General features: G+C 67.2%; 8 protein-coding genes and 1 pseudogene. 2 read left to right on the forward strand and 7 right to left on the reverse strand.

Annotation, left to right across the window (positions count from 1 at the left end):
• Positions 1–151: 151 nt before the first annotated feature.
• The 5 genes from ACFXNW_RS13950 to ACFXNW_RS13970 all read right to left on the reverse strand — a co-directional run bounded on the left by ACFXNW_RS13950 (position 152) and on the right by ACFXNW_RS13970 (position 7,283).
• On the reverse strand, positions 152–2,626 hold the full coding sequence (locus ACFXNW_RS13950; protein WP_379418001.1) for an FAD-dependent monooxygenase: 2,475 nt from the start codon (positions 2,624–2,626) through the stop codon (positions 152–154).
• A gap of 351 nt (positions 2,627–2,977) precedes the next feature.
• A complete protein-coding gene (locus ACFXNW_RS13955) occupies positions 2,978–4,345 on the reverse strand; it encodes a bifunctional RNase H/acid phosphatase (RefSeq protein ID WP_379418152.1) in 1,368 nt (455 codons plus the stop codon).
• A 38-nt stretch (positions 4,346–4,383) separates the two neighbouring features.
• Positions 4,384–5,121: a zinc ribbon domain-containing protein gene (locus ACFXNW_RS13960; RefSeq protein ID WP_379418002.1), complete on the reverse strand. Its 738-nt coding sequence runs from the start codon at positions 5,119–5,121 to the stop codon at positions 4,384–4,386.
• Between the two features lie 129 nt (positions 5,122–5,250).
• Positions 5,251–6,012, reverse strand: coding sequence for an ABC transporter permease (locus ACFXNW_RS13965; RefSeq protein WP_379418003.1), 762 nt, complete (start codon positions 6,010–6,012; stop codon positions 5,251–5,253).
• Positions 6,009–7,283 carry a glycosyltransferase gene (locus tag ACFXNW_RS13970; RefSeq protein WP_379418004.1) on the reverse strand — a complete coding sequence of 425 codons (1,275 nt, stop codon included), beginning with the start codon at positions 7,281–7,283 and terminating at the stop codon, positions 6,009–6,011. The genes ACFXNW_RS13965 and ACFXNW_RS13970 overlap by 4 nt, the downstream gene beginning before the upstream one ends.
• A gap of 52 nt (positions 7,284–7,335) precedes the next feature.
• Between ACFXNW_RS13970 and ACFXNW_RS13975 the strand changes: the two genes are divergently transcribed.
• Positions 7,336–9,900 carry a cytochrome P450 gene (locus ACFXNW_RS13975; RefSeq protein WP_379418005.1) on the forward strand — a complete coding sequence of 855 codons (2,565 nt, stop codon included), beginning with the start codon at positions 7,336–7,338 and terminating at the stop codon, positions 9,898–9,900.
• Between the two features lie 300 nt (positions 9,901–10,200).
• On the opposite strand, the gene ACFXNW_RS13980 is transcribed toward ACFXNW_RS13975, so the two are convergent.
• Both ACFXNW_RS13980 and ACFXNW_RS13985 read right to left on the reverse strand, forming a co-directional pair.
• Entirely contained in the window at positions 10,201–11,067 is an 867-nt protein-coding gene (locus ACFXNW_RS13980) for a hypothetical protein (RefSeq protein ID WP_379418006.1), read from the reverse strand.
• Positions 11,068–11,220: 153 nt separating this feature from the next.
• Positions 11,221–12,408 (reverse strand): RNA-guided endonuclease InsQ/TnpB family protein, encoded by a 1,188-nt coding sequence (locus ACFXNW_RS13985; protein WP_379418153.1) that lies wholly within the window; start codon positions 12,406–12,408, stop codon positions 11,221–11,223.
• Between ACFXNW_RS13985 and tnpA the strand changes: the two are divergent.
• Positions 12,389–12,799 (forward strand): annotated as a pseudogene (tnpA, locus tag ACFXNW_RS13990) (IS200/IS605 family transposase); the annotation flags it as partial. The gene ACFXNW_RS13985 and the pseudogene tnpA overlap by 20 nt on opposite strands.
• Positions 12,800–12,843 lie beyond the last annotated feature (44 nt).

The following is a 12,843-nucleotide window of genomic DNA, read 5'->3' on the forward strand; positions in this document are numbered from 1 at the left end:
GGTTCGGACCCGCTGCCGGCGTCGGCGGGTCACGGCACTGTGATCACGCGGGTACGCCAGAGCAGTCGTCCGTATCGATCGAAGGTTGTGGCGATGACGGCCCGGGGACTGCCGGGCCGCCTCGCGGTTGTCAGGCGGTGAACGATCTGTCTCAGATCGCTGACAGCAGCGCCCGGATGCTCTCGTCAGCCAGCAGTTCGGCCCGTTCGGTCGACACCGCAGGCTCCACGTAGCCGACGTTGAACGACAGCTGACCGTGGGTGGCATTGGCCGTGGCCATGATGAAGCCGCTCACCGACATGCCGGAGACGAACTGCGCCTCCGACAGTCGCCAGGCACCGATCTTGTCCGGGACGTCGTACTGTCCCAGGTAGGTCATGCACAGGTGGCCGGGGCCGCGGCTGTCCATCAGCTTCACCGTCGAAGCACTGGCCGCCACCGACTTCGGGCCGACCGCCTGCAGCAGGTTCAACGCCGACATATGGTCGCGACGCGCCATCCGCGCGCGGTAGGCGCTGTCGATCTCCTCGGCCAGCTGCCACAGCGACGCCCACGGCGCATAATTCGCCATGGTGGCGATCATGCCCTGGTAGGAGCCGACTTCGGCGTCGGAGACCACACCGTCGAGGTGCGAACGGAAGTTCACCGAGCTACCCACCGTGTACGGCGCCGCACCCGTGGTGCCCGCTTCCCTGGCCGCCCCGACCAGCAGCGCCGCCGACATGACCGACTGCAGGCTCACCCCGCGCGAGGCACAACCGGCCAGCAGTGCGTCGAGCCGGTCGCCGTCGAGCGAACGGTGCACGACCCGGCTGCGCCGCTGAGCAGGCGGCACCAAGGTGGTCGGTGCCAGCCGTCGCGGCCTGCGCAGCTGAGCCAGCTGATCACGCACCTGCGCGCCGATCATCTTGCGAGTTCCGCTGCCGCCCCGATACTTCGCCGGGAACAGCTGCTCCGGACCCGGACGGACCGGGCTCGGCGGCAGCTCGTTCGCCTCACCCGCGGCGACCTGCAGGATCTGCTTGGCCACGGTCATCGCCGATTCGCCGTCGGCGATCGAGTAGTGCATGGTGACCACCAGATCGGCGGTCTCACCGGCCGGGTCGGTGATCAGTACCGCGCGGGCCAGCGGGCCCTGCCGCCAGTCGAACGGCTCGCGCAACTCGACCTCATCCGTCTCGGACAGCCAGGCGTTCGGGTCGGCGGATTCGACCACACGCAGCGGAAGCGGGTTGTCGGTCGGAACGAACTTCGGTTCGGTGCCGTCCTGATTCGCGGCGATGGCCACCCGCAGCAGCGGATGTCGGCGCTGCACTTCGTCCAGGCCCGCCCGGATCTGCTCGGCGGTGACGGTGCCGTGCACCCGCACCCGCGACAGAATGTGCAGCGGCGCCAGCTGATCGGCGATCCAGTGCCAGCGCTCCATCGGCGACAGCGCGCGCGGCAGGTCGGCGCTCGGTCCGCCCAGCTCGGGGAAACCCATGGGCTTGGCCAAGTTGGTCAGGAAGAACGCTTCGGGCGCACGCCGGAAGTAGGTGTCGCGCACCGCGACAGCCTTGTCGTTATCGGTCTGCTCGACCTTGGCCAGCTGTGCCGAACCGTTGACGAACATGGCGCTGCGGTCGGCGCGCAACTGCTCGTAGCGACGCAGCCCGGACACCGGATCCAGCGAGTTGGCCAGCGTATTCGCCAGCACCACGGCATCTTCGATCGCGGAGTTGGCACCCTGTCCCAGACTGGGCAGCATCGGATGCGCGGCATCGCCGAGCAGGGTGACTCGGCCGCGACCGAGTTCGGCCAGCGGCGGACGGTCCTGTGCGGGTACGGCCAGCACGTCGGACCATTCGGTCTGCTCGATGCAGGCGCGCACCTCCGGCGCCCAGCCCGCATACAGTCGCAGCAGGTCGTCCTTGGTGCCTTGCCAGTTGGCGGCTTCCTCGCCCGGCATGGTCATGGTGCCCCACCAGTAGACCCGGCCGTGGCCGATGTCGTGGATGCCGAAACGCATTCCGGTGCCCCAGTAGTGGGCGGACGCGCCGCGCGGGACACGCGGATGCTCGAACGGGACGCAGGCCAGCCAGCACACGAAATTGCCGGGGCGCGGCTCGGAACGACCGTGCAGCTGCGCGCGCACCATCGAGTGAATGCCATCGGCGCCGACCAGCAGATCACCTTCGGCTTCGCGGCCGTCGGCGAACTCGACTCGGACGCGGTCACCGTCATCGATGAAACGGGTGGCTTGCGCACCGGTGAACGTCGGCGTATCGCCGATCGCGCGCACCAGCGCGGTATGCAGATCGGCGCGATGCAGCGCGACCGCGGGCGCGCCGAGGCCGGCATCGAGCTTGTAGACGGGCAGCTCCCGGATCAGGGTGCCCTCCGGCTTGCGGAACTGGAAGGTTTCGACGCGGCCACCGCGTTCGAGCAGTTCGGTGTCGATGCCCAGATCGAGGCTGCGCAGTGCGTTGATCCCATTGGCCTGTACCGAAAGACCGAATCCTTGGGCCCGCAGCTCGGGACCCGCCTCGTAGAGCTCGACCCCGAACCCGGCATGTCGCAATGCGGCGGCGGTGGTGAGTCCGCCGATCCCCGCCCCTAGCACAACTACCTTGATCGGACTGCTCATCGAACCTGCACTCTCATAGACCGATAGGCGGCGCAGAACGGATTCTTCCCTCGAAACCGCTGGTGAGCAGTGTTACTCGCCGATCGTCACCCCCGACAGCGCTGACCGGGAAACCGACACCCTTCCCCGGTCAGGCAGGCCGTGCGGGACGCCTGTGCCTGACCGATCCGAAGCGTACCGCGATCCTCTAAATTCGACCAATGCAACTATGATTCGCGCACGAATGTTGTCGCCAGGCGCAATTACGTTGGAGTTCGGCAGGATTCGCCGCACACGCTGGGCGTTAACCAATCCTCCAAAACAACTCGCCGCACCGCGTGAGGGCACGGCACATCAGTTGCCGGGCGAGATTTATAGGTAGCTCGTATCGTTGACCAGTCGTACCGAGGACCCGCCGTCGGGGTAGAACTCGGCGATAGACAGCGACGCCAGGTCCAGATGCAGCCGGTAGAGCAACGACGGACCGACACCGAGTGCGAGCTGCAGCAGCGTCTTGATCGGTGTGACATGGCTCACGACAACGAGATTCGCTCCGGGGTACAGCGCGACGAGATCGCGCCGCGCCGCCTCCACCCGCTCGCGCACCTGGTCGAAGCTCTCGCCGCCCGGTGCGGGCAGCGATGGATCGCCGAGCCAGTCGGAGTGCAGCTGCGGATCGCGTTCGACGGCTTCGGCGAAGGTCAGCCCCTCCCAGTCGCCGAAATCGGTTTCGATGAGCCCGTCGCAGATCTGCGTCGAGATACCGAGCGCGGTGGCAACGGCGTCGGCCGTCTCCTGAGCGCGGCCGAGCGGTGAAGTCACCACCGCGGCGATATCGCCTTTGGCGGCCAGCATCTTCGCGGCCCGCGCGGCCTGCTCGCGGCCGAGGGCGGTGAGCGGTGGATTGCCGCGACCGGAGTATCGGCGTTCGATCGACAGTTCGGTCTGGCCGTGGCGCAGCAGCAGGAATCGGGTCGGGCGACCAGAGAGTCCGGTCCAGCCCGGAGGCGGTTCCTTTGCGGTCACCAGACGTTCATCCGGGCGCGCGGCCTCGCGGACTTCGTCGATCCAGCTCGGCCGATCGCGTTCGACGCCGGCTACGGACCCGGTGTCCTCGCCGGCCGACCCTCCAGCAGACATCGATTCGCCCGCGGTCCGGCGCGCGTCCAGTCCCGAATCGCTGCCCGCCTCGGCCGCCGACTCGAGCTCTGGCCCGCTCGCTGCCGATGGGATCTCGGCGTCGGTGAGGTCGACACGTGCGTCGATACCCCCGCCAAGGGCCGTCGGCGCGTGTCCGGCTTCGCGGGCGGCGCGGACCTCATTCACGAGCCCGCCGTCGTCCATGGCCTCATTGGCGAGGCGGTCGGCGTGCGAATTCTCCTTGCGCGGGATCCATTGGAAACTCACCCGATCGAACCCGGCGACCAGTCGTTTCGCGCGGTCGGCCAGTGGGATCATCGCCGCGTGCTTGACCTTCCAGCGGCCCGACATCTGCTCGACCACCAGTTTGGAGTCCATCCGCACCGACACCTCGCGGGCGCCGAGTTCGGTGGCGGCTTCCAGGCCGGCGATGAGGCCGCGATACTCGGCGACGTTGTTGGTGACGACGCCGAGGTATTCCTTGCGTTCGGCGAGCACGCCCGCGCGGTCGGCGTCGAAGACGACGGCGCCGTACCCGGCCGGGCCGGGGTTGCCGCGGGAGCCGCCGTCGGCCTCGACGATCACCTCACGCACGGACACCACCGCCACCTCCTCGCCTTGCACTCACGAACCCGAACTCAGAGACCGGACTCTTTGGTCCGGACCATGATCGCGCCGCATTCGGGGCAGCGCACCACGACATCCGGTGCGGTTTTGGCGATGCGGGCGATCTCCCCGCGATCGATTTCGATCCGGCATGCGCCGCAGCGGCGCGCCTGTAGCAGCGCGGCGCCGACACCGTGCTGGGTGCGCTGGCGGTCGTAGATCGCCAGCAGGTCGTCCGGGAACGCTCCCACCAGACCGGCGCGATCGTTGTCGCAGCGGTTCTGCGCCACGTCCAGATCGGCCACTGCCTCGTCGCGGGCACGCTTGGCGGTTTCCAGGTCGTCGTCGGCCTTGCTCAGCCGGGCGCCGGCATGGTCATGGTCGGACGCGGACGCCTCGCGCCGCTCCATCACCTCGAGCAGATCGTCCTCGAGCACCGAGCGGCGCCGCTCCAGGCTGCCGAGCTCGTGCTGGAGTTCGGAGAGCTGCTTGGCGCCGACCGAGCCGGAGGTCAGCATGCCGCGATCGCGTTCCTCGCGTTTGCGGACCGCCTCGATCTCGCCTTCGAGTTTGCGAATATCGCGGTCCAGGTCGTCCAGCACGATCTCCACGGCCACCGCGGCGTCTTTGTGCGCATTGCGCTCGGCTTCCAGCCGCGTGACCTCCTGCTGCTCGGGCAGCACGGTGCGCCGGTGGGCGATTCGCGTCAGCTCGGCGTCGACGGCGGCGAGCTTCAGCAGCTTGGCCTGGATCGGTGGTTCGACATTCAACGCGGACAAACTCCTGACAACGCTGTGGACGGATAGAGGCTCAACCGTACCGCGCCGACCTGCCGATTCCGGCCACACCTGGTGATCGGGCCAGAAGCGGGCCTGCCTGCCCTCGACATCGTCGAGTGCTCACCTGCGCGCCAGCGCGGCGAACTGCACGCTCGCGCCGACGAACCCCACCGCCCCGAGGCCGACGCACCACGCCACGGCGGCACCGGCATGACTTCCCGCCCCGGTGCCGTCCAGGAGCCCGCGCACCGTCTCCACTACCGGGGTCGCAGGCTGATGCTCGGCGAAGCCGCGCAACCAGCCGGGCATGGTGGAGGTCTGCACGAACGCGCTGCTGATATAGGGAATGAACATGATCGCGTAGGTGAGCCCGCCCGCCGCCTCCGGATTCTTGGCGACCAGACCGAGCGCGACCGCGATCCAGCACACCGCGGTGACGAACAGCGCGATCATCAACGCCGCCGCCAGCCACCCGAGAGGACCCGCGTCGGGCCGATACCCGAGCACGACAGCAACCGCCACCGCGATGCCGATCGCGACCATATTGCGGGCCAGACCCTCGGCGACATGGCCCGCGAGTACCGCCTGGCGAAACATCGGCAGCGTGCGGAATCGGTCGACGCTCCCGTTGGTCATATCCGTGGAGACGCCAGTGGCGGTGATGGAGGAGGCGAAGCCGGCGCAGAGCAGCATGATGCCGGGCACCACATAGTTCAGGTACGGCCCGCCGACGTTGATCGCACCGCCGAACACGTAGGTGAACAGCAGCATGATCAGGATCGGCATGAGCAGCGAGATGATCAGCGTGTCCCGGCTACGCAGCGTTTTGCGGGCGCTGCGCTGGAACATGGTGGCCGTATCGGCGACGACGTGCCCGATCACCGGCCCGCAGCCTCGATGATGTCGGCGGCACGTGCGCTCGCGCCTTCGGTGGTGAGGGTGGTCGAGAACGCCGTCGCTCGGGCCTTGCACTCGGGGGTCAGCACCGACCGCAGCTTCTCCTCCAGCCGGGCGGCGGTGAGCTGCGTGAACCGCAGGTGCGCGCCGACGCCGAGCCGCTCGACCTGCCCGCCCCACATGGGCTGTTCGAACGACACCGAACACACCAGCGTCGGCAGCCCGGCGCGCAGGCTTTCGAACAGGGTCCCGATGCCGCCGTGGTGAACGGCCGCCGCGCAACGCGGAAAGACGACGTCGTGGGCGAAGGGCCCGACGATCTTGACGTGCTCGCCGACCTCGGCGTCGACGTCGAGATCGCTCCACCCGACGCTCACCAGCGCCCGCACCCCCAACCGTGCCGATACCTGCGACGCCATGGCCAGCACCGCTGCGGTGTCGCGGATGGGCATGCTGCCGAATCCGAAGAACACCGGCGGCTCGCCGGCCTCGACCCAGGCCAGGATGTCGTCGTGGTCGCCTGCCAGCTCACCGACCGCCTCGCGGGTCTGCTGGTCGAGGGTGAGGAACCCGGTGAACGGGCGCCGCTGTCCCCACTCCTGTTCCAGTCCCGGCACCAGCGCCGGATCGTAGATCTGGATCTCCGGAACATCTGCCCGTGCGAGCGTCGCGGCGGTGCTCGCCCATGATTTCGGCAGGCCGAGCCGGTCGCGCAATTCGTTCAAGTAGCGGGCGAACACCACTCGACGAAGGTTTTCGGCCAGCACCCAGGTGGTGCGGTTGACCAGTGCCGGTGGATCCCAGTGCGGTGGTAGCGCGCCGGGAAACGGGTATCGGCTGTTGTAGCGGCACGGGTAGTAATGCACGCTGACCAGCGGGACGTCCATCGCTTCGGCCACCGAACTCGCGCGGTCCTCGGTGACAGTGGTGGCGACGATGAGTTCGGCATCCGCGCAGACATCGATGACTTCCTGATTCATCTGCGCCGCGTATCCCGCCATCTGCTTCCCGACCATCTGCATCAGCCGGAAAGTGCTGCCCGCCGCCAAGGCCCGTTGTCCCTCCGGCGAGCTGTAGAGCTGTTGAATGTCGGGCCCGCACGCGCGTGCGGTGAGCCCGGCGTCGGTGACGAAGTCGACCAGATTCGGTGGGGCGCCGATCAGCACGTCGTGCCCGCGACCTTCGAGTTCGCGCCCGAGGGCGACGATCGGCTGCACGTCGCCACGGGTTCCCGTGAGAGGAATGGCAATCTTCACTCGCGCTTCTTTCGTGGTGCGTTCACTCGTGGTGCGTCGGTACAGTGACATTGTGCACATCGCGATGTTCATGGATTACCACCCGGCCACGCTCGGTGGTGTCCAGACGGCCGTCGACTCGCTCTGTCGCGGGCTCGAAAACGCAGGTCATCGCGTCACGCTGTTCGTCGCACCGCTCGCAGGCGCCACGGTGGACACTGCGGCGAACGTGGTGGAGCTCGAGGCCGTCTCGGTCGCGGTGAACGGCTTTCCGATGGTGCTGCCCACCAAGCGCAATGCGCGCCTCATCGATGACGCATTCGCCGCGCGCGGGCCGGTCGACGTGGTGCACACCCACACCACCTATGGAGTCGCCATCGCCGGTATGAAAGCCGCACGGCGGCATCGGCTTCCGCTGGTGCACACCGCACAGAGCCGCGACGACGCCTTCATCGAACACACCTCCCCCGCGCCCTATCCGGCGGCGCTGCTGATGCGAGCCTTGCACGGACGTTTCGTACCGCACCGCCATCACATGCCGCATCGCGCGGAAAGCCGTGCGGCCAGGCATGCCTGGTGGACGATCGCCGGTCAGGCGCAGGCTGCCGATCGGGTGATCGCGCCGACCAGGCATTTTTCGGATCTGCTCGTCGATCACGGCGTGACGCGACCGATTCGGGTGGTGTCCAACGGTGTCGACGACGCGCTGGTCGACAGTCGTTCCGGTGCAGATCTTTCCCGCCCCGAGTCCGGCCCGTTGCGGCTGATCTGGTGCGGGCGACTGTCCGCCGAAAAGCGGCTGCTCGAATCGATCGAGGCGGTGCGTGCGGTCCCGAACTGCACGCTCGACGTCTACGGCGAAGGCGATCAGCGCGATGCCGCCGCGACAGCCATTGCCGAGCACGCACTCGGCGATCGAATCCGGCTGCACGGCAGGGTTACTCAGGCAGAGTGCTCGAGCGCGATGGCAAGGGCGGATGCACTGCTGTTCCCGTCGTCGGGCTTCGATACCCAGGGCATGGTCCTACTCGAAGCCACCGCGATGGGGCTGCCGATCGTGTACTGCGATCCCGATCTGGGGGAATCGGTCCCCGCCGGCGGCGGTATCCGCACTGCCGGACCGTCGGCTGCGGGGATCGCCGAGACACTGTCCCGGCTCGCGGGCGATCGTGACGCACTGGCCGATATGCGCACCGTGCAGTCCAAGCACAGCGACGGTGTGCGGCAATCTCATCAGGTCGGCGCGGTTGTCGAGGTGTACCGGCAGGCGGTCGACGAGGCTGCGGCGAGCCCCGAGCAGATGATGCCGCGCAGCCTGGCCGATATCCCTACCGCGCCGGGCGGGCTGCCGCTCGTCGGCCACAGCTTGCGCGCCCTGCGTGACGCACCGGGTTTCGTGACATCCCTGTCGGAACTCGGTCCGATCGTCCGGATGCATTTCGGCCAGAAGACCGGCTACCTGCTCACCACTCCCGATCTCGTCCGCGAGGTAGGGCTGGGTGAGGCCGAATTCAATCGCGAGGATCTGCGCGAGGCGATCAAGGACGTCGCAGGCGGATCGGTCAACGTGTTGCGCGGCGCCGAACACAAACTCCGGCGCAGGATGATCGCGCCCGCCTTACGTCAGAGTCGGCTCGCCGAATACACCAGGGCCGCAGCCGATATCGCCGAGGTCTGGTCGTCCGGGCTGACGTCGGGCACCACGGTGAACCTCATGGACGAGGCGCACGGGCTCGTGCTCGACACCGTGTCGTCCACGCTGTTCAAGGCCAGTTTCAGCGATACGGCGCGGCGCGAGATCCGCGACAATGTGCCGTGGCTGCTGAGTCAGGTGATCATCCGCACCGCCATGCCGCCGCAGATCCGCAGGCTGCGGGTTATCGCGAACTGGCGCTGGGAGCGCAAGTCTCGGCACCTGCGCGGCGCCATCGGCGATGTGATCGCCGAATACCGGCGCCTCGACGAGGATTTCAACGATGTGGTGTCGGCGTTGATCCGGCACCGCGACGAGGAAACCGGCGCCACACTGTCCGACGAGCACATCATCGACGAGGCGATCCTCATGCTGGCGGGCGGTGTCGGCTCGATGGCGTCGCTGGCGGGCTGGCTGTGGCATGAGGTGATGCGCAGGCCCGAGGTCGCCGAACGCCTCTACCGTGAACTCGACGACGTCGTCGGTTCCGGACAGGTGCGCGCCGAGCACATCAACGCGCTGCCCTACCTCAAACAGGTCGTCTCCGAGACGATTCGGTTCTGGGGCCCGTGGATCAGCGCCGCTACCGCCGAGGGCGACGTCACCATCGGCGGCGTGACCATCCCCGACGGGACCGCCGTCATGTTCAGCCCGTACATGGTCCAGCACGACAAGCGTTACTACCCCAACCCCGAAGCCTTCGACCCCGACCGCTGGTCCCCGGCCCGCGCCGAGGAGATCGACAAGAAGTCGAGTCTGTCGTTCGGTGTGGGGCGACGCCGGTGCTTGGGTGATCATTTCGCAATGCTGGAGATCACCCTCGCCTCAGCGGCGTTCTTCGCTCGGTGGAAGCCGACGCCGGACCCGGATTACGTTGTGCGGGCCTCTAATCGGGATTTCGTACTTTCGCCCTCGGCGCTGCCGGTGACTCTCGCACCACGCTGATCATCTTCGCGCGGTTGCCGGTCTCCTAGCGCAGGTGGGAAGCATCCTTCGAAGGCGGGTCGGCCGAGCGCAAAGTATGGGCGGGGCGGCGACAACCAGACTCCGCAGCAGCAGCTCGAAGCCGGGCGCCCGTCGGTGGGTCGGCGGCCGGCCGGTGCCGGTGCAGGCAATGGATTCGCCGAATGCCCTCGATCCATCGGGTGACCGGCGAGCCAGGCATCGGCAGCTGGGGCGACCCCATGCGGGCGGATTGCCGAACACCCCGGACCCGTGTGGGTTCCGGGGCGTTCGACTGCTCGGTCAGCTGTGCGCGGTGAGGTCGTACACCGTCACCCCGTCCACTTCGGTGGCGGTGAAGACCGTCTGCGCCCATGCCGTGATGCGTGAGCTTTCCGAGTCCTCGGAGCTCGGGCCGCCGCGGTTGCCGCCGAGGAAGTAGTGGATCTGGCCTTCGGCCACGTACTGCTGGAACTGCTCCAGCGTCGGCGAGGGATCACTGCCGTTGAATCCGCCGATCGGCATCACCGGTAATTCGGTCGCCAGCTGATACCCGGCGGCGCTGTTGGAGCTGACGGTTGCCGCTGCCCAGGTGTAGGTCGCGCCGTCTTGCTCGAGCAGAGCGACCAATTCGTCGCCCGGTTCGCTCGAACCCATCACGCCGCCGCCGGGGCCACCACCCATGCCGCCGGATCCGTCACGGCCGGAGGGTTGCCCCGCTGTCGCGCCGGTGGTCGGGAGCTGCCCGGTCGATGCACCGTCGGTCGGGGGTTGGCCGTTCTGCGTCCCGTCAGGCGGGAGCTGCCCGGTCGATGCGTCGTCGGTCGGAGGTTGATCCGTCGGTGCGCCGTCGGGCGAAAGCTGCCCAGCTGGTGCACCGTCATCCGAAGGCTGCCCCGCCTTCCCACGCCCTGTCGAGCCACTGCCGTCGGAGGTGCCATCCGACCCGGGAGTCACTGCGCCGCCACCGGCTCCGGGTGGCATACCAGGCCGCCCACCGTCACCGAACCGCATTCCGACGGGACCGCCCATCCCACCTGTTTCCGGTCCAGCGGTCGGAATCGGCCCGGTATGTGCCGAGTTCAGCGTGTCGACGGTGTAGGCCACCGGCCCGGACAACGCGACGATCCCTGCCAGCACAGCGGCACCAATCGCCGGTTTCGTAGGCATCGGAATCACCGTGGCGAACCGCTGCCAGGACACCGACGACCAGCTTTCAGCAGGAGGTTTTGACGTCCTCTCCGGCCTGAAGGCCGGAGATTCCTACCAGCGCCCTGACCGGTGCTCTCGGTGGGTTCCTGTTTCACAGGGACTCGCTTCCCGCTAGGCGGAAAGACTTACGGTCCCTCCGCAGGCGTTTAATCTCTCGGCGCGTCCCGCCGCGAGGATGTTGATCGCCGCGTTCAGATCGCGGTCGTGAGTGGCGCCACAGGCGCACATCCACTGGCGCACCGACAGTGGCTTCGGCCCGTCGATCGCTGCACATACCGAACACATCTGCGACGACGGGAACCAGCGATTCACCTTGCCGAAGGTCCGGCCGTAACGGTTGGCCTTCTCTTCGAGCATGCGGGTGAACACGCCCCACCCGGCGTCGTGGACCGACTTCGCCAACCTCGTGCGCGCAAGACCTCTCACACACAAATCCTCGACGTACACCGCTTGGTTGCCGCGGATGATCATCGTGGACTGTTTGTGGCCCCAATCCTTGCGTGTATCGGCCACTTTCGCGTGCGCCTTCGCGACTATAATACGCGCCCGGGCCCGGTTCGCCGAGCCTTTCTCCTTGCGCGACAGCGACTGTTGCGCCTTACGCAACCGGCGTTCGGCTTGCCGCAGGAACCGGGGCGCGACGATCGTCTTGCCGTCCGACAGAACCGCGAAGGTCGTCAGGCCCAGGTCGAGACCCACCTCGGAATCAACTGGCGCAAGCGGGTCGTCGTTCACCTGGACCACGAACGACGCAAAATACCGTCCCGCCGCGTCCTTCACGATCGTCACGCTCGACGGATCCGACGGCAGATCCCGAGACCAGCGGACCACAACATCGCCGATCTTCGGCAGCCGAAGCTTCCGGCCGGAACTCACCGCGAATCGGGCGTTCTTCGTGAACCGGATCGACTGCCGATTGTCCTTGCGGGAACGGAACCGCGGTAGCGCCACCTTCGCGCCTTTCCGCTTCCCGGTTACCGACGCAAAGAAGTTCCGGTAGGCGGTGTTCAGATCGGCGAGCGCCTGCTGAAGAACCACCGCCGACACTTCCCCGAGCCATTCCCGCTCAGGGGTGCTCTTGGCTTCGGTCAACCGTTTCGACAACTCAGTGTCGCTCACCCGCCGCCCAGCCTCGAACGCATCCTGCCGTGCCCGTAATGCGTCGTTGTACACCACTCGCGCGCATCCGAATGCCTTCGCCAACGACCGCTGCTGCCCCACAGTGGGATACAAGCGGAAGTTGTACCGAAGCTGCACACCCTGATAATACCAATGGTCTATCACCGAATATGGCGACATCCGCACCGGTAGACACTGCGTTTTCGTGCTGAACCCGCATTTGGATTTCGTCACGAAATACCGGCATCGCGTGTACACCGACCGACATCTGACGCGGATGGGCAGATCGTGCGCGCCGTCTGCGAAGACTTCGAAGTCGAGTTGGTCGAGTTCAACGGCGAAACCAACCGCGCCCACCTGCTGGTGAACTACCCACCCAAAGTTGCCCTGTCGCGGCTGGTGAACTCCCTCAAAGGTGTGTCGTCGCGGCGGATGCGCCAAGAGTTCCCCCGAGCTGGTGCGTCACTACTGACGAGCATAACGACTCTGGTCGGGTTCCTACTTCGCCGGATCGGTAGGCAGTGCCCCGATTTCAGTGCTGCGCCAGTACATCGAGCAGCAGGAACCTCCAGTTCAGGGCACGCTCGGGCCATGGCGGCCCTCCCGCGTCCGCCT

It is taken from the genome of Nocardia sp. NPDC059180, from assembly GCF_042754945.1.
Lineage (GTDB): Bacteria > Actinomycetota > Actinomycetes > Mycobacteriales > Mycobacteriaceae > Nocardia.